18 protein-coding genes are annotated in these 21,398 nt (G+C 52.1%); 6 read left to right on the top strand and 12 right to left on the bottom strand.

Annotation, left to right across the window (positions count from 1 at the left end):
• Positions 1–16 precede the first annotated feature (16 nt).
• Positions 17–1,207: a NupC/NupG family nucleoside CNT transporter gene (locus tag QWJ20_RS16305; RefSeq protein ID WP_095701948.1), complete on the bottom strand. Its 1,191-nt coding sequence runs from the start codon at positions 1,205–1,207 to the stop codon at positions 17–19.
• A 263-nt stretch (positions 1,208–1,470) separates the two neighbouring features.
• Between QWJ20_RS16305 and QWJ20_RS16300 the strand changes: the two genes are divergently transcribed.
• The gene (locus QWJ20_RS16300; protein WP_433993018.1) at positions 1,471–2,436 is read left to right on the top strand and encodes an aldo/keto reductase; all 966 of its coding nucleotides are present in this window, start codon (positions 1,471–1,473) and stop codon (positions 2,434–2,436) included.
• Between the two features lie 393 nt (positions 2,437–2,829).
• Here the strand turns inward: QWJ20_RS16300 and QWJ20_RS16295 are convergent, their stop codons facing one another.
• The 6 genes from QWJ20_RS16295 to QWJ20_RS16270 all read right to left on the bottom strand — a co-directional run bounded on the left by QWJ20_RS16295 (position 2,830) and on the right by QWJ20_RS16270 (position 10,181).
• Positions 2,830–3,171, bottom strand: a complete 342-nt coding sequence (locus QWJ20_RS16295; protein ID WP_010301002.1) for a glucose PTS transporter subunit EIIB — start codon at positions 3,169–3,171, stop codon at positions 2,830–2,832.
• A gap of 151 nt (positions 3,172–3,322) precedes the next feature.
• Positions 3,323–5,383, bottom strand: a complete 2,061-nt coding sequence (locus tag QWJ20_RS16290) for a beta-galactosidase (RefSeq protein WP_433993017.1) — start codon at positions 5,381–5,383, stop codon at positions 3,323–3,325.
• Between the two features lie 47 nt (positions 5,384–5,430).
• Complete coding sequence (locus tag QWJ20_RS16285) at positions 5,431–6,645, bottom strand: glycoside hydrolase family 53 protein (protein ID WP_433993016.1); 1,215 nt, start codon at positions 6,643–6,645, stop codon at positions 5,431–5,433.
• A 35-nt stretch (positions 6,646–6,680) separates the two neighbouring features.
• The gene (locus tag QWJ20_RS16280) at positions 6,681–7,529 is read right to left on the bottom strand and encodes a sugar ABC transporter permease (protein WP_010285626.1); all 849 of its coding nucleotides are present in this window, start codon (positions 7,527–7,529) and stop codon (positions 6,681–6,683) included.
• A 12-nt stretch (positions 7,530–7,541) separates the two neighbouring features.
• Positions 7,542–8,858 carry a sugar ABC transporter permease gene (locus QWJ20_RS16275; RefSeq protein WP_095995149.1) on the bottom strand — a complete coding sequence of 439 codons (1,317 nt, stop codon included), beginning with the start codon at positions 8,856–8,858 and terminating at the stop codon, positions 7,542–7,544.
• 90 nt (positions 8,859–8,948) lie between these two features.
• Positions 8,949–10,181 carry an extracellular solute-binding protein gene (locus QWJ20_RS16270; RefSeq protein ID WP_039486443.1) on the bottom strand — a complete coding sequence of 411 codons (1,233 nt, stop codon included), beginning with the start codon at positions 10,179–10,181 and terminating at the stop codon, positions 8,949–8,951.
• A gap of 498 nt (positions 10,182–10,679) precedes the next feature.
• Here QWJ20_RS16270 and QWJ20_RS16265 point away from each other — a divergent pair, with 498 nt between their 5' ends.
• A complete protein-coding gene (locus tag QWJ20_RS16265; RefSeq protein WP_433993015.1) occupies positions 10,680–11,762 on the top strand; it encodes an ABC transporter ATP-binding protein in 1,083 nt (360 codons plus the stop codon).
• Positions 11,763–12,100: 338 nt separating this feature from the next.
• Here QWJ20_RS16265 and QWJ20_RS16260 read toward each other — a convergent pair whose 3' ends face one another.
• Together QWJ20_RS16260 and galR are read right to left on the bottom strand one after the other, a co-directional pair.
• A complete protein-coding gene (locus tag QWJ20_RS16260; protein WP_120358504.1) occupies positions 12,101–13,408 on the bottom strand; it encodes a maltoporin in 1,308 nt (435 codons plus the stop codon).
• Positions 13,409–13,893: 485 nt separating this feature from the next.
• Positions 13,894–14,904 carry an HTH-type transcriptional regulator GalR gene (gene galR, locus QWJ20_RS16255; protein WP_095700188.1) on the bottom strand — a complete coding sequence of 337 codons (1,011 nt, stop codon included), beginning with the start codon at positions 14,902–14,904 and terminating at the stop codon, positions 13,894–13,896.
• A 464-nt stretch (positions 14,905–15,368) separates the two neighbouring features.
• On the opposite strand from galR, the gene galT reads away from it, so the two are divergent.
• Both galT and galK read left to right on the top strand, forming a co-directional pair.
• Positions 15,369–16,409: a galactose-1-phosphate uridylyltransferase gene (gene galT / locus QWJ20_RS16250; RefSeq protein WP_095700187.1), complete on the top strand. Its 1,041-nt coding sequence runs from the start codon at positions 15,369–15,371 to the stop codon at positions 16,407–16,409.
• A gap of 9 nt (positions 16,410–16,418) precedes the next feature.
• Positions 16,419–17,582 carry a galactokinase gene (galK, locus tag QWJ20_RS16245; RefSeq protein WP_433993014.1) on the top strand — a complete coding sequence of 388 codons (1,164 nt, stop codon included), beginning with the start codon at positions 16,419–16,421 and terminating at the stop codon, positions 17,580–17,582.
• A 79-nt stretch (positions 17,583–17,661) separates the two neighbouring features.
• On the opposite strand, the gene mgtE is transcribed toward galK, so the two are convergent.
• Positions 17,662–19,140 carry a magnesium transporter gene (gene mgtE / locus QWJ20_RS16240; RefSeq protein WP_433993013.1) on the bottom strand — a complete coding sequence of 493 codons (1,479 nt, stop codon included), beginning with the start codon at positions 19,138–19,140 and terminating at the stop codon, positions 17,662–17,664.
• Between the two features lie 219 nt (positions 19,141–19,359).
• On the opposite strand from mgtE, the gene QWJ20_RS16235 reads away from it, so the two are divergent.
• Positions 19,360–19,809 carry a MarR family winged helix-turn-helix transcriptional regulator gene (locus QWJ20_RS16235; protein ID WP_039486433.1) on the top strand — a complete coding sequence of 150 codons (450 nt, stop codon included), beginning with the start codon at positions 19,360–19,362 and terminating at the stop codon, positions 19,807–19,809.
• A 185-nt stretch (positions 19,810–19,994) separates the two neighbouring features.
• A complete protein-coding gene (locus tag QWJ20_RS16230) occupies positions 19,995–20,420 on the top strand; it encodes an organic hydroperoxide resistance protein (protein WP_039486432.1) in 426 nt (141 codons plus the stop codon).
• 211 nt (positions 20,421–20,631) lie between these two features.
• On the opposite strand, the gene QWJ20_RS16225 is transcribed toward QWJ20_RS16230, so the two are convergent.
• Positions 20,632–20,847, bottom strand: coding sequence for a YfgG family protein (locus tag QWJ20_RS16225; protein ID WP_095700173.1), 216 nt, complete (start codon positions 20,845–20,847; stop codon positions 20,632–20,634).
• A gap of 223 nt (positions 20,848–21,070) precedes the next feature.
• Complete coding sequence (locus QWJ20_RS16220; RefSeq protein ID WP_039486430.1) at positions 21,071–21,259, bottom strand: YjfB family protein; 189 nt, start codon at positions 21,257–21,259, stop codon at positions 21,071–21,073.
• Between the last annotated feature and the right edge of the window lie 139 nt (positions 21,260–21,398).

Here is a 21,398-nt window from a genome sequence, read left to right as displayed (position 1 = left end):
ATAACGTGATGAAGGATTACAGCACCAGACCCGCGATAGCAGCGGAAAGGATGCTCACCAGCGTAGAACCGTAAACCAGTTTCAGGCCGAAACGGGAAACCACGTTGCCCTGTTGTTCGTTCAGGCCTTTAATCGCGCCGGCAATAATACCGATGGACGAGAAGTTGGCGAAGGACACCAGGAACACAGACAGGATACCCACGCTGCGTGGAGACAGTTCGCCAGCCACTTTTTGCAGTTCCAGCATCGCCACAAATTCGTTAGAAACCAGTTTGGTCGCCATGATGCTACCAACCTGAAGGGCTTCGTGAGAGGGAATACCCATGATCCAGGCGAACGGATAGAACGCGTAGCCGAGAACTTCCTGGAAGCTGATGCCAAAAATGGCGCTGAAAACGGCGTTGACCGCCGCAATCAGTGCAATGAAGCCGATCAGCATCGCTGCAACGATAACGGCCACTTTGAAACCTGCCAGAATGTATTCGCCCAGCATTTCAAAGAAGCTCTGATTTTCATGCAGAGTCCCCAACTGCAATTCTGGCTCTTCACCGACTTTGTAGGGGTTAATCAGCGACAGCACGATGAAGGTACTGAACATGTTCAGAATCAACGCGGCAACCACGAATTTGGCATCCAGCATAGACATGTACGCACCGACGATAGACATCGAAACAGTCGACATGGCGGTCGCGGACATGGTGTACATGCGTTTTTCAGACATCTTGCCCAGAATGTCTTTGTAGGCAATGAAGTTTTCGGACTGGCCGAGAATCAGTGAACTGACTGCGTTAAAAGATTCCAGTTTACCCATGCCGTTCACTTTGGACAGAACCGTACCAATCGCGCGGATGATGATAGGCAGCACTCTAATGTGTTGCAGGATACCGATCAGCGCAGAAATGAAGACGATAGGGCAAAGCACTTTAAAGAAGAAGGAAATCAGGTTCTTCTCACTGTTAACCATGTCACCGAATACGAAGTCCGTCCCTTGACCTGCAAATCCGAGTAGTTTGTCGAACAGCGCTGCGACCCCTTTGACTGCGCCTAATCCAATGTCCGAGTACAAGAAGAAATAAGCGAGCAGAATTTCGATGACGAGTAACTGAATAATAAAACGAATACGAATACTTTTACGATCGCGGCAGACGAGTAGCGCCAGCGCCGCAACAACAACCAGCGCCAGAATAAATTGCGCGATATGGGACAGGGACATGTGTGCTCCAAATATGAGGCAGGCCTAATTTTCCACGTCATTTTATGTAACGCGTGCATTAAAAATGAGAGGAAGAACGCAAAAAAACAATTATACCTTGGGATTTTACCTAAACTAAATGCTACGTCTCGTTATTCGCACTTTTCTACTCATTCATTATTCTTATTCCACATAGAAAACGAACCGCTAGGTTTTGCATTGCAGGCTGGCGGGTTTTTTTCATGATGTTTTCTGCATGATTCAAAAGGAGAGTGATTATGTCAGTATCAAATACCGCACGTGAGCTTGGACGTTCTGGAATCGTGGTGCCGCCTTTCTCGTTCGGCGGTAACGTTTTTGGCTGGACGGTCGATCAGTCGACATCGTTCAGCTTGCTGGATGCGCTGCTGGCGCACGGGCTGAATTTCATTGATACCGCAGATGTTTATTCGCGCTGGGCACCCGGTAATCAGGGCGGTGAATCTGAAACCATCATCGGCAATTGGCTGAAAAAAAGCGGCCAGCGCGACAAGGTCATTCTTGCCACCAAAGTGGGGATGGATTTGGGCGATGGCAAGAAAGGGCTGTCCCCTCGCTATATTCGTCAGGCGGTTGAGGCTTCATTACAGCGTTTGCAAACTGACTATATCGATCTTTATCAGGCACATGCTGACGATAAAGACACGCCGCTGGAAGAAACGCTGGCGACGTTTGATGCACTGATTAAAGAAGGAAAGGTACGCGCGATTGGTGCTTCCAACTACAGCGCGGCACGTCTGGCTGAGGCGCTGAAAGTCAGTAAGGCCAACCATTTGGCGCGTTATGAAACGCTGCAACCGGAATACAATTTGTACGATCGGCAGGGCTATGAAGCTGCGCTAGAACCGCTGGTGCGTGAGCAGGGGATTGGGGTCATTAGCTATTATTCGCTGGCTAGCGGGTTTCTGTCGGGCAAGTATCGTCAGCCGAAGGATGCATCGAAAAGTGCCCGCGGGCAGGGCGTGGTGGAGAAATACCTGAACGAGCGCGGCCGTACCATTTTGGAGGCGTTAGATAGCGTGGCGAATGCACATCAGACGACGCCGTCGCAGGTTGCGCTGGCGTGGTTGATCGCCCGTCCGAGTATTACCGCCCCGATCGCCAGTGCGACATCGCTGGAGCAGGTCGCTGAACTCGCGGGCGCGATGCGGCTGGTGCTGCCAGCAGAAGATATCGAGTTGCTGAACAGTGCGAGTCGTTACTAAGAAATTGATACCTTTGAAGTAGTGATTTTATGCGGACGTGAAGATGATTTCGTGCGCCACAAATGTCGTGACTTATGACGACCTTGTTGTTATCCGGCGTAAAAAATTATGCATCGGTAGGCTTGACCGCCGAGTGAGCGGCATGGACGCCGCGAAAGCCAGTGCCGCGTCGGGAACGCGTCACTGGCGGCTCGATTAGCGGGCATGAATACCGATGGGATCGCGTAGCGGCATAATTTCCGCCAAAAGCCTAGGGGTCACGGGGCGAGCGGCGTTTGAGCCGCCCCGTGTCGGGCGCGTGCTACGAGGTAGCATGAAAATGACGGTATTATCGCGCACGAAACTGCCCCAATCGTGGCATAAAAAGTGACTAAGAGAACTCGCCTAAAACCACTACCGCGCTTCTGCGCCATCATCCTCAAACCAGGCGGCTAGCTCGCGGCGTAGGTTATCCGACTGGGTGCCGAAGATGGCCTGTACCTGATGGCCGACGATGATCACGCCGATAGCCCCCAGTTTTTGCAGGCTGTCGCTGTTAACTAGCCGTAGGCTATGAACCTCGACCCGCAGGCGGGTGATGCAGGCATCCAGACTGACGATATTTTCTTTGCCACCAAAGGCGGTTACCAACTGCTGCAAGTTTTCTTTGTCTAGCGGTGAAGCGATTTCAATTTCGGTAATTTGCTTACCCAACATTGATGCGAACAATTTCCGAAAATTGTGAATCTTGCCCATCGTAGTCACCTCTTCGTTTGTTTATCAGCATGCGTATGATAATGCCGTTCACGTAACATTACTGTTAGGCGAAACACGGTGATGACGTTCCGTAGGAACCTCTGCACCGTGCCCGCCCGGTATCGTAATGCTTAACCAACAAGTATGAATTTTACTGCAATGCGCGGCGTAGGATCCGGCAGCCGTAGCCTGACAGGTCGAGCACCCCTGAAAGCGTGCTGCCAGTGGTCATTTCTTCGTAGACGGCAGGCAGCGTGATCTGCTGCGGCGTTGCCGTGTAATTCTGTACGAAGATAAACTCACTTTCCCCGTCATCACGGCGATGAGCGACAATGCCGTAAGGCAGATCGGTCGGCAGCGCACGCGGTAGATCCAGCGTCTGTATCAGCGTAGTGAAGAAATCACGCTGGAAGGTGAGATCGTTGCGCGACGCGATGTAATAGGCTTGACCCTTGCCGTAATCATTGACCGTAACGGCCGGACGTCCGGCGTAGAAATCGCTGTCATAGGTCGCCAGCGCCCGCGCGCCTTCGAGATGAATCAGCTCGCACAGGTGCGTGACCTGATACGGGCCGGCCAGACGTTGTTCGTTACCGCTCAGACCGCTGATGCTGTTGCTTTCATGATCGTACAGACCGTCGATTTCTTCCGCCCAGATCCCCATGATCGGACGCAGCGGGCCGGGGAAGCCGTTTTGGTGGCACAGGTCGGTTTCGTTGACGACGCCAGACCAGTAGGTGGTGACGAAGCGGCCGCCTTGTTTGACGAAGGCATCGACGCGTTCGGCAAAGCCATCGTGCACCATGTAGAGCATCGGGGCGATGACAAGCTGATAGCCGCTGAGATCGACATCGGCGTTGATGATATCTACCGCCACGCCCTGTTCCCAGAACGTACGATAATGTTCGGTGACGGTTTTTTCGTAGAACAGCCCTGCGTTGCGCGGCCCTTGGGCGTTGTCCATCGCCCAGCGGCTTTCCCAGTCGAAAATGATGGCGACGTTGGCGTCAACTCGACTGCCTGCCACTGGCGCGAGTTTGTTGAGTATGTCACCCAATTCCTGCACTTCACGCCCGACGCGGGTATCGATATGTCCGACATGATCGACGACGGCACCGTGGAATTTCTCAACGGAACCGCGGCTCTTACGCCACTGGAAATACTGTACGGAGTCTGATCCGTGTGCGACAGCCTGAAGTGAAGACAGGATATGCATTCCCGGCTTTTTCAGTTTGCTGATCGGCTGCCAGTTGGTCAGGCTCGGCGTTGACTCCATCAGGTAGAAAGGCTTTCCACCTTTTAGCGTACGCATCAGGTCGTGATACATCGCGGTGTAGGCACCCAGCGTGCAGTCATCCTCCGCGTTATGCCACAGCGGATAGCTGTCCCAGGAGATAAAGTCGATCACTTTCGCCAATTGCCAGTAGTCGTAATCATAGAAGTATTCCATGAAGTTCGTCGTCGCTGGCAGAGACGGGTTTTCGGCTTTTAGCGGCGCAATTTCGGCGGCACAGAAATCGCTAACCTGTGAGGTGTTAAAGCGTTTCCAGTCCAGATTCAGGCCGTGAATCGACATTTCACCGATAGGCGACGGGGGCTCTAACTGCGACCAGTCAGTGTAGGTGTGGCTCCAGAAGGTGCTCCACCACGCTTTATTCAGCGCGTCTATCGTGCCGTAGCGCGCTTTCAGCCAGTTCTGGAAGGTGCTGCGACAGGTATCGCAGTGGCACTCTCCACCGTATTCGTTGGAAATATGCCAGCCGATCACCGCAGGATGGTTTGAGTAACGCTTTGCCAGCTGGGTGTTGATTTGTTTCACTTTCTCGCGATAGTTCGGCGAGCTCAGGCAGTGGTTATGGCGACCACCGTGCAGCGCCCGCACGCGGTTGCTGCCCACGCGCAACACGTCGGGATATTTCTGCGATAGCCAGGCTGGGCGCGCCCCGCTTGGGGTTGCCAGAAAAACGAAGATACCGTTGGCATACAGCGTGTCGAGGATGCCATCCAACCAGCCAAATTCGTAGCGGCCTTCTTCTGGCTCAATCCCAGACCAGCTAAAAATGCCCACGGACATGACGTTGCACTGGGTCTGCTTCATCATCTCAATGTCTTTTTCCAGAACCTCGGGATCGTCCAGCCATTGGTCAGGATTATAGTCTGCGCCGTGCAGCAGAACAGGCACCTTGCTGCTTAATGGGGGGAATTTGAACATCGTTCTCTCCTAAACGGGTTGTCAACGCGTTGAATACGGTTTACGGCTTAATTAAACGCTTTGATGGAAGGCAGGACGTTGCCTTTGCAGTCGAACAGCGCCTGATTTTCCCGCGCGTTGCCTTCCTTCCATTCGTCGTTGTTGTATTTCATGCCAGCTTTCGTAGCCCAGGTTGCGCCGGGAGTCGGCAGCCAGATTGGCTCCCAATAGAAGACGCCTTTGCCGCGCTGGTTGGGGACGTTGATGACGCTTTGCATCAAATCGTGCAGGTAATTGGCCTGACCCTGAACGGAAGCCGGGTAGCCGCCCGCATCCAGCTCTTTTTGCTGGAAGCTGTTTTCCGCGTTATCGCAGTTTTCGAGCGTGTAGGCATAGGCAGCTTCAACCACGATGATGTCTTTATTGTAGCGTTTGGTGACGTCGTTCATATTGTACTGCAACGCGCTGATGGGGCCGTTCCAGTAGGTGTAGAACGAGGCACCAATCACATCAAACGGGACATTACGTTTGACGATTTCATCGAACCACCAGATAAAGGTGTCGTTTTTGGTGCCTTCTGCCAGATGCAGCATGATCTTGACGTTATTCGCGCCCTGTACATCCTTCACACCCTGAATACCGGCTTTCAGCAGCGCCGCGAGGCGATCGAATTCGCCGCCACCCTGACCCCAGCTTTTTCCTTCCGGCCACAGCATCCCGCCGTTCAGTTCGTTACCGATCTGCACCATATCGGGCATGACGCCCGCTTTCTGAAATTCGCTAATCGTGGCTTTGGTGTAGTCATGTACGGCAGTTGTGAGCTGCGCGACGTTGAGGCCAGACCAGGCTTTGGGCTTATTTTGGTGAGCCGGATCGGTCCAGAAATCGCTGTAGTGGAAATCCAGCAGCACTTTCATACCGTTCGCTTTGGCGCGTTTCGCCAGCGCCAGCGTGGTCGCCAGATCGTTGTTACCGCCGCCGTAGCCGTTGCCTGCCGCATCTTTCGGATCGTTCCAGATGCGCAGACGGATGTAGTTAATGCCGTTTTCTTTCAGGATCAGCATGGCGTCTTTCTGCTTGCCATGCTCGTCATAAAATTTTCCGCCGTGCTTTTCCACCTCGTTCAGCATGGAAATGTCCGCGCCTTTAATGAAGTCGGCAGGGACGTTCGTCAATTTGTTGATCGTCACATTTTCTGCGGCATACAGGGTTTGCGGCAGGGAGACAGTCAGCAGGCCAGTTGCGAGCATGGCGGCCATCAGTACGCGTTTTTTCATTTTCATTTTACGTTCCTGGAATTTGTACAGATGTTGAGTAATTACCCTTTGGTTCCGCCGGAAGTCAGGCCGGAGACAAAGTACTTTTGCAATGAAAGATAAAGAATGGCGACTGGCACCGCGATCAGCACGGCACCTGCGGCGTAGGTGGTGTAGCTGGCGCCCATCTTCTGCGAGACCAGGTTGTACAGCCCGATGGGCAGCGTGTACTGATCCGGCGTGCGCAGGATGGTGCTGGAGAGAATGAAATCACCCAGCGGACCGGTAAACGAGAACAGGGCGATCACCGCGATGATCGGTTTGGACAGCGGCATGATGATCTCAATAAAGATGCGGAAGTTACCCGCGCCGTCCATACGCGCGGACTCATCCAGATCTTTCGGAATGGCATCCAGATAGCCTTTCATCAGATAGGTATTCATCGGGATCATGCCGCCGACGTAAACTAGCACCAGCGCGATATGGCTGTTCACCAGCCCCAGCATCTGCGCCAGTACGAAGATGGCGATCAGGGCAGAGAACTGCGGAATCATCTGCAACAGCAGAAACAGCATCAGTCCGTTCTGGCGGCCGCGAAAGCGGAAGCGAGAGAAGGAATACGCGGTGAAACTGACGCTGATGAGCGTCAAAATCATGGTCAGGAAGCTGATTTTCATCGAGTTCCAGTACCACGCGGCGTAGTCAATCTGGCCGTTAAACAGCTCCTCATAGTGAATAAAGGAGAAGTTATCTGGGATGATCGAGGTGTTGAGCAGACTGTTGCCGGGGTTCAGCGACGCGCCTACCGTCCAGATCAGCGGATAAATAATGATGACGGCCACGATCGTCAGCAGCAGGTAGGTCAGGCCGAGTTTGATAAAATTCTGGCGTTTAACGCTGTGTTTTTTCATCTGCGCGCTTTCCTATGCCATGTTGTCTTGTTTGAAGGAATTGGTGGCGCGGAACTGCCACAGCGCGATTCCCACGACAAAAATCGACAGCAAAATGGTGATGCTGGCTGCGATCGCATATTGGGAAGAAGACATGGTCAGCTTATAAATCCAGGACACCAGAATATCCGTCCCGCCTGCGTTGGAGCCGATCACTGCTGGTCCACCGTTGTTGAACAGATAGATAATGTTGAAATTATTAAAGTTGAACGTGTACTGCGTGATGATGATCGGCGCAATGGAGTAGAGCACCAGCGGCAGCGTGATAGTGGTCAGCTTGTACCAGCTGCTGGCGCCGTCAATCGTTGCGGCTTCGTACAAGTCATCAGGAATCGCCTGCAATACGCCCGTCGTCATGGCGAACACAAACGGGAAGCCTAACCAGGTTTGCATCAGAATCAGCGCGGTCTTGGTCCAGAACGGATCGGTCATCCACGCTTTAGGCTCAATCCCCAATGCGGCCAGAATGCCGTTATTAATCACGCCAAACGTTTCGTTAAACATCCCTGCGAAAACCAGAATAGTGACGAAACCCGGCACCGCCCACGGCAGGATCAGAATGGTGCGGATCAGCGGCTTAAAGCGCAGGCCTTTCTGGTTCACCAAAATCGCCAGCAGGATGCCCACGGCGCACTGAAGTGTGGTCGCAATCAGCGTCCAAATCACCGTCCATTGCAGCACGTCAAAGAATGTCGAACGCCAGAGATCGAGCCGGAAAATGTTGATAAAGTTCGTCATCCCCACCCAGTCGACCAGTTTGGCGGGCGGCGTGTGGTAGAGGTTGTAATTGGTAAAGGCGATGGAAAAGCCGAAAATAATCGGGAAAACCACGACAAAGACCAGCAGGATGAAGCCGGGCGTGATCATCAGATAAGGGAAGCCTTCGCTCAGCAGCATCTGATATTGCTTCTTCACGCTGTTCAACGGCAGGCCTTTATCGCGTCTGGTGCCGCACACGTAAGCATCGCGCAGGCTGAGATAGTAAACGCCGACGCCAAAAGCGGCGACGATCACGCTGATAATGCCTTTTGCCAGCAGAAAAATAGAGTGATCGCGCGGTAGCTCAGTGCCCAGCGTGATGAGCCCCCAGGCGCCGTTTCGCAGGAAATCATGGAATATGCCGATGAAGCAGACCATGACGATAAAGAAAAGCGTGCCTTTGACGAACTGGCGATTATAAATCTGTCCGAGTCCGGGGACGAGCGCCAGCAATACAGCCGTTCTGGCGTGGCGACATCCTCTTTCTTGTGGCGTAAGGCCGCTGGCGTTGACGGTCACATCTACCTCCATTTTCTTAAAAACATGGGGTTCCCCTACACACCCCGAAACCGATTGGGGAGAAATAAGGGATCCCATGTTGACCCACGGTGGTGCGGGGGATTACTGGTTACTGTGGTTAGCTTCGATCTGCATTTTGATAATCTTCACGGCAGATTCCAGCGCCGCTTTAGTGTCCTGCTTACCGGTCACGCTCAGTTGCAGCGCGCTGTTCGCTGGCGTCCAGACTTCCTGCATTTCCGGTACGCTCGGCATAGGAACGGCATAGCCAGACTGGATTGCGACAGCACGGGATTTTTCATCGTCCTTAATCAGCGGATCGTCAACCAGCGCCGCAATCGGTGGGATTTCACCGGTTAACTGGAAGCGGATTTTGGCGTACTCAGGCTGATTGATGAACTCAATGAATTTCTGCGCCAGCTCTTTGTTTTTGGAGTAGGTGGAAATGCTGTAGCCTTTCACGCCCAGCAGCGAACGTGGATGCTCGCCGTTTGGCAGCAGCGGCAGTGGTGCGACGCCATAGTTTACGCCCGCATTTTTGTACGGCTGGAACGCCCACGGGCCAGTAATGACGGCTGCGGCCTTTTTCTCGGTAAACAGGGAATCGATCGCGTTAGCGCCGGTTTCACCGACGATACCTGGTGGGAACAGACCATCGGCGTAGAATTTCTTGATGTAGTTGACGGCATCGATGGTGGCTTGTTTATCCAGACCGATGTCTTTTACGTTCGGTGAACCGTTGCTGTTCTGTCCGAAAATGTAGCCACCCATCCCCGCGATGACGCCATAGGCGTAATAAATCTCGTCAAATTTCGCCAGCAGGCCGTAACGACCTTCCGCACGTTGCTGTTTGGAGAAGGTGAACAGGTCGTCGAATTTTTCCGGCGGCTGTGGCATCAGATCTTTGTTGTACACCAGCACGGTGGTTTCAACGGCTTTCGGCACGCCATACAGCTTACCGTTATAGGTTTGTGCTTCTAGTGCCGGCTTGGTGAAACTCGACAGGAACGTCTGATCCAGCTTCAGTTCGCTAATCAATCCCTGAACCACGGCAGTACCGACCTGATCGTGTGGCATCACGATCACATCTGGGCCGATTCCTGCTGGGCCATCCAGACGGAGTTTCTCAATCTGCTGCGCGTAGGGCGTTTCCAGCACTTTGATTTTGACATTATTCTGTTTTTCAAAGGCTTTGATCGCGTCGGCGATGCCGTCGGATTTCTTGATATCTTCCCATACCAGAAGTTCTTTGTCGGCTGCCAGTGCTGATTTGCTGAGTACGCCGGTGATACCCAGTGAAATCATAATGACGGTGGTCAGTGTTTTCATTTTCATCATTAGTCCTCAAAGCCCTGGTGGGCCCATCATGGTCGGAAATTGTCGCGTACTTTCCCGTTTTCACCGTTTTTGCTGTCCCTGTGCGATGTGGGTGTAACGTTACATCACATCGCATGGCAGTACACCGCAGGGAATGAGGCATTTAACAGTACACGTTGTTTGGCGATCGTCGCTGTGTGGCGCTTGACGCGTTATTGCGCGTTTTCCACAAACTAGGATAACGGTTACACCAATCGCGATTACATTAAGCAGAGTGCGCCACGTCTGCCAGCGAAACATGTAAAGGCTGTGATCTTATGCACAAAAGTAACCCCCTGTTTGTGCAAACGGTTACACCATGCTGTTATATTGCAATTATGACCAGCGTGCAGGTAAACCTGGCCGGATGCTAATGCGTCTGGAAGGGCTACCGAGCCATTTTGAGTAGACGACCACTGGGCCGTTGTGACTCAGCGCTTATATCCTGAAAAGCAAAATTATCAAGAGGTTACCGTTATGGCGTCGATCCAGTTGGATAGAGTGAGTAAGCATTTTGGCAAAACGATTACGCTTCACGATGTGAATCTGACGATTGCGGATGGAGAGTTCGCCGTTTTTGTTGGGCCGTCTGGCTGTGGTAAGTCGACGTTGCTGAGAATGATTGCCGGGCTGGAAGATGTCACAGGCGGTGAAATCATGATTGATGAAGCAGTGGTGAATGATGTTGCACCCGCTCACCGTGGCGTGGCGATGGTGTTCCAGTCTTATGCGCTGTACCCGCACATGACCGTCGCTGAGAATATGGGCTACGGCCTGCGCGTGAATGGTGTCCCGAAAGACCAGATTAAGCACCAGATCGAGATGGTGGCGAAGACGCTGCAACTGTCTCACCTGCTGGAGCGCAAACCGAAAGAGCTATCCGGCGGTCAGCGCCAGCGTGTGGCGATAGGGCGCGCCATCGTGCGTAACCCGAAAGTGTTCCTGTTTGACGAACCGCTGTCGAACCTGGATGCGGAACTGCGCGTGGATATGCGGTTACACATTGCCAAGCTGCATCAGGAATTGAAAACGACGATGATCTACGTGACGCACGATCAGGTCGAAGCCATGACGCTGGCTGATAAAATCGTGGTTATGAATTACGGTAAAGTCGAGCAGGTGGGATCGCCGATGGAGCTTTATTATCATCCGGTTAATCAGTTTGTTGCGGGCTTTATCGGCTCGCCAAAAATGAATTTCCTGCCTGCGCAGGTTATCGATTGGACGCCGGATAGCCTGACGGTGAATGTTGCCGAGCAGCTACAGCTCGAGCTGCCGATCCGTACCGGTGAACTGAGCGTTGGCAGCACGGTAACACTGGGATTGCGGCCGGAACATGTGTCACCAGAAGGCGAGGGGATTCGCCTGTCATTCGGCTGCGAGGTTGTCGAACGCTTAGGTAACAGCACCTACCTGTTCGGCCAATGCTGCGGCATTGATAACTTCAAGCTTCTGCTGGCGGGCGACAGCGCCTTCAAGCCGTACGAACACATTGAGGTTTTCTTCTCACCCAGTAACTGTCTGGTGTTCAACGCCGATGGTTTGCGTATCAGCGCGTAGTAAGCGACTGCATCGCCGAATCTACATAGCAAAACCCCCTACTAAACAGCGCCCTTCGCGGGCGCTCACCCTTATTGCTGCTGATAAAACCATCTGTCTCTCAATATTCCGCTGTTTTGGGTTTCTCTGGCGTAAAAATTGCGCTGAGGTGGGCGAGTGATGCAATCACAGATTTACTCTGTAGTTAACACGCACGAAACTTTCGTACTACCACACACGGTGCAATAGAGATTTGATAGCGGGTGTTATCCGCAATAGAAAAAGGCTTTCCGAAAAAAGCCTTTTGGGAAATACCCGACGGGAATGATGGGCCCGTCGAGCTGAGGGTTAGTGCGGTATTACCACCAGGCTTCTGCCTGAATACCGAAGTTCACTGCATTGCTGCGAGCGTCGTTGAAGGTGTTGCGGTTTTCATTTCCACGGTTTTGGTAAGACACGAAGAAGCGCAGTTCCGGGCGTGTCATCATGGGAATATCGGCGGTGAAGGCATGTGCCAGCGTGTATTTCTCACCACTGTATTTGGTTTCTGTACCCGCTTTCCAGCTGTCTTTTTTCTGATATGCGCCGGCTTCCAGATAGGTTTTTTGGTTCTTGGTCCAGACATATTGGCCGCGACCTACCGCAGACAATAGTTCTGTGCTGTCGCGCCAGCGGCTGATTTCATCCGCTTTACCGTAGGTCAGAACATGGCTAAGCGAAATATTATCAGTGATTGGCAGGTCACCGGTCTGAATGACGCGGTAGCCTTTGGCGCTGTCATTGATGCTCCAGACGTCATACCAGCCGCCGCCCTGATCGACCATGTTGTGCGCCAGCCCTTTGTCAGCATATTGCAGCACCAGTTTCTGGTTAGATTTGAGGCCAGAGAAGTAGTGGCTGAGCTCGCCCGTGATCATCATCGAGTTTTTAGGATCGAATTTTTGCCCTTCCGCGAGGAAGATATTTTTCTGCGTGTCCGCTTCATTTGGCATCGCGTAGGAGATACCGAACTCCGTCCACGCACCTTCCCACGGCTTCCAGCCCGCATAGCGTGCGTCCAGATAGTTGATATTCAGATCGTCGTAGGTATCTGTTCTGCTTTGACATTCCTGACTGTTAATGCTGTTGCTACAGTCGACGTTCATGTTTTCAGCATCGGCACGGATCCAAGCGAAAGAGAACGCACCTTCACCCGCTTTGACATTTTCGATCCCGGCACCCGCACCGGAGATATTCCAGTATTTGGTATCGATGATGTGCAAGTCATGACGCTGATAGTAACGTTTCCCCGCCCATACCGTAGCATCCGGCAGGCCAGGTACAAACCCTTTTGCCTGAAGGTTTAACTGGCGCAGACCAAACTCGGCATCGTCATTTTTTGTCGTTTCATTATCGTTCGAGCCGTTGGAGAACATGGAAATCATGCTATCGAAGTAAAACGTTTTCCCATTTTCGTTATACAGCTGCTGCCCTAATTGGATTTCGCCGTAGGTGTCATCTTCGTTACCTAATCTTCCCACATAACTTTTATCGGCTGCCTGTTGTTTTCCGTGGTTTGAAGCACCCACGCCAGAACGGAAGTATCCTGAAAAATCAACAGAATAAGAAGGGGTTGCCAGCATTGCCAAACTCAGTGCAATGGATGTCGTCAGCAGTTTTCTTTTCATAATATACCTTTCGCTTATTCGGGTAAGAATGTGGATGTTCCAAATAACATGACGTGAACGGAGGTAAAACGTTTCCACTCATGGCGAAGGATTATGGGGGAATAAAATGGTGCGTGACATGATTGTTCTCACAAAATACAAAAGAGTTACACCAATATTTACACTGATGTAACGATGTTACAGGTGGTGCTTTGCTTGTTTATCAGCAATGGTGCGGTGTTATTCGCTGTATAATGGTGTGTAACTGGTTACACGTTTTTCTGGCGTGACTAAAATGCAGCATAAAATTTTTTTATGTCAGAACCGGTGACGTTACATAAAAGGAGTGATGCGATGCCGAGTAGGAAACATTTCAGAAAAAGAGTGAAAGCGTGTCAGCGGAAGAGAAATAAAAAACAGGGTGTGTAAGTGCAGAAAGGCAATGATGTCGTGCTTGCCTGATGCGAAAGAGCAACGCACCGGGCAAGCTGAGTGATACAAAGCGGTTATTTCTTACGGGATGGGGGACTAACAGAATGGCGGCGTACCAGCGTCGGGCTAAACATGTTCGTGGTTTCACTCAGCTGTTTACCGTGGGATAACGCGATGGCTAATTCTGCGGCCTGAATTGCCATGGCGGAAACCGGATAGTGCACGGTTGTCAGACGAGGACGAAGGTAGCGGGCGATCAGTACGTCATCAAAGCCGACCACTGACATATCCTGCGGTACGCTGATGCTGTTATCACTCAGGACAGAAAGGGCGCCGGCGGCCATGGAATCGTTGTAGCACACGACTGCTGTCATGTTGCCGCCCCGACTCAGCAGCTCCATCATGGCTGATTCGCCGCCCACTTCGTCCGGTGAAGCGCGGGCAATGAGGCGTTCATCCCGTGCGATGCCGTGCTCTTGCAGCGCATCCACATAGCCTTGCAGACGGTCGGCGGAGTCGGAAATTTGGTGATTAGAACAGAGAAAACCGATCCGTTGATGGCCTTCCTGAATTAAATGACGCGTTGCCAGCCAGGAGCCATAGCGATCGTCGAGCGCAACGCAGCGATTTTCATAACCGGGTAACGTGCGGTTGATGAGCACCATGTCAGGAATGTGGCTCATCAGCGCCGCCAGTTCCTCATCTGAAAGCATCTTTGCATGCACGACTAGCCCGGAACAGCGGTGGCGAATCAACTGCTCAATGGCTTTCTTTTCCTGTTCGGCATTGTGATAGCCGTTACCAATTAGCAGAAAGTTGCCGGTTGCCTGGGCAATTTGTTCGACAGATTTAACCATCGTCCCGAAAAAGGGATCGGACACATCCGCGACAACCAGCCCCATAGTCTCTGCACTTTGGTGCGCGAGCGCTCTGGCATTGGCGTTCGGATGATATTGCAGCTCCGCCATGGCCTTGTGTACGGCTTCCCTTGAGGCGGTACTGGCTTTAGGCGAGTTATTAATTACACGCGAAACCGTAGCGACTGATACACCTGATAGACGAGCAACATCCTTTATTGTGGCCATTGGCATTCCTGAGCGGTCAAATGCGTGGTGAGGCGGACCGTAGCCTAACGCACAAGTTAAAAGAAAAAATCGATTACTTATATTTATAAATGTACAGGTTTTTGGGGGATGTTACCTATCCGACCACCTTTCCTTTTTGATCCAGACCGTACTTATGTGATCGCTATCAACAATCATCGGTCATTTCTCTCTTCCAAAATACCATTCCGAGGTTTAAATTTAGGGTAACCGATTACACTCATGTGGTAGCTAAACGATAGCTTGCTATCTTTGTTCAGCATTATTACAGCTATTTTATCCATGCCATATAGTGAAACTGATTACATTGAGAGGTTTTTCTGGCTGAGTTTACAGACTGACCTGATGCCTCTTCCAGATCTCTGACGGACTGTTAGCGCCCTACAATGGGTTGCGGATGGTGCCGCGGTTGTACCGAATTTGTGTTTTGTATTGAGGAATAGCTTATGCAGTTTGAGCCGACTGAACATCCGCATCGCCGTTTTAACCCGCTGAAAGGCGAGTGGATTCTGGTTTCTCCGCATCGCGCCAAGCGCCCCTGGCAAGGGCAGCAGGATGAACCGGATCGCGCTACGCCACCGCCTTACGATCCGACCTGCTATCTGTGCGCGGGTAATAAACGCATTACTGGCGATATCAACCCGCACTATCAGGGCACCTTTGTTTTTACGAATGATTTCTCGGCATTGATGGAGGACACGCCGGATGCTCCGTCGGGCGACGACGAGCTTTTCCGCGTGCAGCAAGCTCGTGGCGTCAGCCGTGTCATCTGTTTTTCTCCCGATCACAGTAAAAGTCTGCCACAGCTTTCGCTGCCAGCGCTGAAAGCGGTGATCGATACGTGGAGCGATCAAACCGAGGAACTGGGCAAGCGGTATCCGTGGGTTCAGGTTTTTGAGAATAAAGGGACGATGATGGGGTGCTCCAATCCCCATCCGCACGGGCAGGTTTGGGCTAACGATTTTCTGCCGAACGAAGTACAGCGTGAGGATGAGCAGCAGCGGGACTATTTCTCCCGTCACGGTTCGCCGCTACTGCTGGACTATGTTCGCCGCGAGCAGGCTGACGGATCGCGCATCGTGGTGGAAACGGAACATTGGTTGGCGGTTGTCCCTTACTGGGCGTCGTGGCCGTTTGAAACTCTGGTCCTGCCCAAGTTCGCCGTACAGCGGTTGCCGCAGCTCAATGACATTCAGCGCGATGATCTGGCGCTGATCCTGAAAAAGCTGACCAGCCGCTATGACAACCTGTTCCAGTGTTCCTTCCCTTATTCGATGGGGTGGCATGGCGCGCCATTTAAAGGTGATGACATCGCACACTGGCAGCTGCATGCCCATTTTTATCCGCCGTTATTACGTTCCGCCAGCGTGCGCAAATTTATGGTCGGCTATGAAATGCTGGCTGAGGCACAGCGTGATCTGACGGCAGAGCAGGCCGCTGAACGTTTACGCAGCGTGAGTGATATCCATTTTCGTGAGCAAATTTGAGGTCATTTTATGAGCCGTATTGATTCTCTACGTCAGTTAACCGAGTCTGTTTTTGTCCGATTATTTGGCTATGCGCCGCACGCGGCTATTCAGGCTCCCGGTCGGGTCAACCTGATTGGTGAGCACACCGACTATAACGATGGTTTTGTCTTGCCTTGTGCTATCGATTACCAGACGGTGGTCAGCGCGGCGGTACGTCAGGATGGCATCGTGCGGGTGGTCGCGGTGGATTTTGACAACCAGCAGGATGAATTCGATCTCGCCAAAGAGATCGTGCCTCACCCAGATTACACCTGGGCGAACTATATCCGTGGAACGGTGAAGTTTTTGCAGGTGCGTGGCCTGCCGATCACCGGCATGGATATGGTGGTTTCCGGCAATGTGCCTTCTGGCGCAGGGCTAAGTTCATCGGCCTCGCTGGAAGTGGCGATCGGGCAGACGTTCAAAGAGCTGAATAATCTGGACATCAGCCAGTTGGATGTGGCGCTAAACGGTCAGCAGGCAGAAAACGATTTTGTTGGCTGTAGTTGCGGCATTATGGATCAGTTTATTTCCGCTCAAGGACGTGTTGGTCAGGCGCTGTTGATCGACTGCCGCTCTCTGGAAGGGCGCTCTGTGCGTATGCTCGACGGCGTTGACGTCCTGATCGTGAATTCCAACGTACGCCGTGGGCTGGTGGACAGCGAATACAACACGAGACGCCAGCAGTGTGAATCGGCGGCGCGTCACTTTAACGTCAAGGCGCTGCGTGATGTTTCCCTCGCACAGTTTGAAGCGGGAATCGAGGGGCTGGATCCGGTAGCGGTACGCCGTGCGCGACACGTGATTACCGAGAACCGCCGTACGCTGGAAGCGGCCGATGCGCTGGCGCGTCAGGATGCGCACCGTTTGTTTACGCTGATGGCGGAATCGCATGTCTCTATGCGCGACGATTTTGAAATTACCGTGCCACCGATCGATGCGCTGGTGGATCTGATTCAGGAGTATGTCGGGGAGCGGGGCGGTGTACGTATGACTGGCGGCGGTTTCGGTGGCTGCATTGTCGCCCTTATCCCTTCGGCGCTGACGGATGAAGTTAAACAGGTGATTGAACGGGAATATCCGGCGCGTACTGGTCTTCAACCGTCCATCTATCTGTGTCAGGCATCCGGCGGTGCAGGGCGTGTGAGTTAAGTTCAGGCTGGAAAAGGTGAGCGAAAAGGGCTTTGATTAAAGCCCTTTTTACATTTCATGTGTTTTACATTGCATATGTTTAAGGCAGCAGGAACAGCGTTGCCAGCCCGAGGAAGATAAAGAAGCCGCCGGTATCCGTGATCGCCGTAATCATTACGCTGGAGCCGATGGCCGGGTCGCGGCCGAGTTTCATCATGACTAACGGGATAGCAACACCCATCAGCGCGGCGAGCAGCAAATTCAGCAGAATCGCCAGCATCATCACGCCACCCATGGCGGCATTACCATAGAGCAGGAAAGTCACCACGCCCATAATCGTGCCCCATATCACCCCATTTACCAGCGCAACGCCTAATTCTTTGAGCAGCAGGTACGACTTTTTGCCGTGTTCAAGCTGATGCAAGGCCAGTGCACGTACGATCATGGTGATCGTCTGGTTACCGGTATTTCCGCCAATTCCAGCGACAATTGGCATGAGCGTCGCCAGCGCCACCAAATGAGATAACGTGTGCTCAAACAGACCGATGACCCGTGAGGCGATGAGCGCGGTACAAAGATTGATGGCCAGCCAGGCCCAGCGATTGCGAAACGATTTATACACGGGCGCGTAGACGTCTTCAGAAGGCGTTAAGCCCCCCGAACGCCGCAGATTGCTGTCGCTTTCCCGGTTCACGACGTCGAGGATATCCTCAATCGTCAGGCGTCCCATGAGTTTCCCTTTGCTATCAACCACGGCGCTGGAAATTAAGTCGTAACGCTCAAAAGCCCCTGCGGCTTCTTCGACTTTATCTTCAGGCTGGAACCTCAGCGGCTGATCGTCCATGACGTTATTAACCAGAGCCTGGGGCGAGTGGAGCAGAATGCTGGCCAGCGACAGCTCGCCGATCAGCGTATTCTTGCGATCGGTGACGAACAGTTTGTCGGTGGAATTGGGGATAGTTTTACGGTAGCGCAGATAGCGCTGTACGGTCGCGAGCGTGACATCGGCGCGCACGGTGATGAGTTTGAAATCCATCATGTGGCCGAGGCAGTCTTCATCATAATTGATGGCGGCGCGTAGCTGCGCGCGCTGCTTCGGCTCAAGCGAAGTCAGTATCCTGCCCAGCAAGTGGCGGGGGACGAGGCGGGACAACTGAGCCTGCTCATCAACATCCAGTATCCGAACCGCCCTCAGGATTTCCTTGTCCTGCATATCGCCGATCAGATCGTCAGAAATGCTGTCAGAGGCCTCAATCAACACGCGGCCGCGCTTCTTTATGGGGATCAGTCGCCAGAGCGCTAGCCGTTCATCCTGCGGTAAAGATTCTAGCAAGTCGGCAAGGTCAGCGGCATGTAGCCCGATGATGAGCTCGCTGATCTCTGCGGTTTGATCGAGCAGGATGCTTTTTTCACGCAGCCTGATGTTGTTATTTAATGCCGCGTTATCGCCTAACGCCGTCTCATCACGTTCCGTAACGCGCGGTTGCCGGTTGATAATGTCTTCAACCAGTTCTTTGTTTTCCAACAGCAGAAGGGAGATGCGGCGACGGAGGTCGGTAAGTTTTTTTACACTCGACATAATGTTTTATGCTCGATCTGTTTTTTATCCGTGTTTTATTAAACGTAGCGCAAAATCAGTAGATTAAGAATAGGATTACTGGCGAATCGCAGTCTGAAAGGTGTGCGATAGTGCCCAGACGTGTTTTTTATGAGGGAATTTTATCTAACGAAATATTAAATCGCTTGCTACTTAGTTTTTGGCGATATATAGTCAGTTCCAGAAACGTAACCGATACCGATGGCAGAGACGATGAACGACAACGCTTACAAACTGGATGGACAGCTGTGCTTCGCACTGTATTCAGCCAATCTGGCGATGAATAAACTGTATCGTCGTTTGCTGTCCGAGCTGAATCTGACCTATCCCCAATATCTGGTCATGCTGGTGTTGTGGGAGCGTGATGGTTTGACGGTGTCTGAACTGGGCGAGCGTCTGTATCTCGATTCCGCTACGCTAACGCCGTTGCTCAAGCGGTTACAAAGCGCAGGCTTAGTGGTACGTAACCGGGGAACAGAAGATGAGCGTCAGGTGCTGGTTGGCTTAACCGAAGCAGGGCGAGCACTTCAGCAACAGGCGCTGGCGATTCCTGAAAGCGTGTTTTGCGCGACGGAATGCCATCTTGACCAGCTACAGACGATCAAAAAAGATTTAGAGACGCTGCGTAAGAATCTGATTGGGCATCTTTGAAAATACTGGCGGTTGCCTTGCGCATCCGCAGCCTGTCAGACAGCGTTATAGTTGTTAATTAGTATGCTTACATGATTTTCTTTATGCAAATAAGTAGTTCGCGATTTAATTTTTCACTATGTAATTAAGGCCTGAGCAGCATCTATACTGCCTTAGGCTATTCCCTAACTATCTGGAGTCACATTATGTCTATTGAAAAAGTATTATACGTTGCTCATGCTCAAGCTACCGGTGGTCGTGATGGTCGTGCGGTGTCTTCCGATAAAGCGGTTGATATTAAATTGACGACCCCACGTGAGCTGGGCGGTGCAGGCGCTGAAGGGACGAACCCAGAGCAGTTGTTCGCCGCGGGCTATTCTGCCTGTTTCCTTGGCGCGATGAAGTTTGTTGGTGCACGTGACAAAATCGCTGTCCCTGCTGATACCACGGTAAACGGTAGCGTAGGCATCGGTGCCATCCCGACAGGATTTGGTATCGAAGTCGAACTGAAAATTTCCCTGCCGGGCCTGGATCGCGCCGTGGCTGAAGATTTAGTGCAGAAAGCTCATATCGTTTGCCCATACTCCAATGCAACGCGTGGCAACATCGACGTGACCCTGACTATCGTCTAAGTCCGGCTTGAAGCAAGTTCATGATTGATGAACACGATTAATTAATGAACACAATTGATTGATAAAAACGGTGGCTGCGAAGATTCGCACTGCCGTTTTTTATTGGTACGGCATAGCTGAATGGGCAACGGACGTGAATGACGGGCACGGGAATACGAAGGCAACAAGCCTGATAGAAAAAATAGAATATAAGGAACGGGTTGTCTAAGCGCTACTCTTTCTGATTGACGAGTACGTTGGCAGGAAGCAGTAATTGTTCAGCACGCTGCTGCTGTTTGTCTTGATGATGACCAAACGCGGTGACAGTGGAGTAAGCAAAGCGGCCTAAAAGAATAATGAAGCTGATGAGTAAAACGGCACGGGCGATCCGAGAGCCACTTCGTCGTGGGCGTATCGATAATCGTCGTTTGTGGGTAAGCGTGGACATTACCAGTTAATCCTCTGTGAAAGCGAACATTCGCTGTTGTTTATTTATGCACAAGCAGTAGGCGAGGTCAATCTGCCTGAGTAAAAAAGATGATGACCGATCCGGTTTGCGCACGTTCGGTATAAGGATAAAGGAAGCGTGAAGGGGGGAATAAGGGATAGGGAGAACCACCAAAAAACCCGCTCAAACAAAAACGAATAAGCGGGTTGTGTGGTGCAAGGGATTACGCCGTGGTATTGACGTTACGCCCAATCGCTGGATTTGCTGGCAGAGGTGGTAATGCCTGCAAAATACCGGAGACGACAGCTTCTTGGCTATCGAGCGCTTTTTTCAGCACAAGCGCACTGGCCTCACTGCTGGTACGCATGTTGCTGAGGTCGGTAGCGAGTGATGCAATCTGTGATACATCCATTTCACTCTCCTTAACACTGAGTTGGATTGATATCCGGTAGGGAAAGGAAGCGCGCCTTTCCGCCGAGGTTGCATGATGTTGGCGAAAATTCTCGCCAGCCATCATTTGGGTATCGGCCCCATCTCTGTAAACTTTACGT

Origin of the sequence: Pectobacterium sp. S5 (assembly GCF_051707265.1) — a bacterium.
Taxonomy (GTDB): domain Bacteria; phylum Pseudomonadota; class Gammaproteobacteria; order Enterobacterales; family Enterobacteriaceae; genus Pectobacterium; species Pectobacterium polare.
Note: the sequence above shows the minus strand (reverse complement) of the source record. Positions and strands in the feature narration are given on the sequence as shown.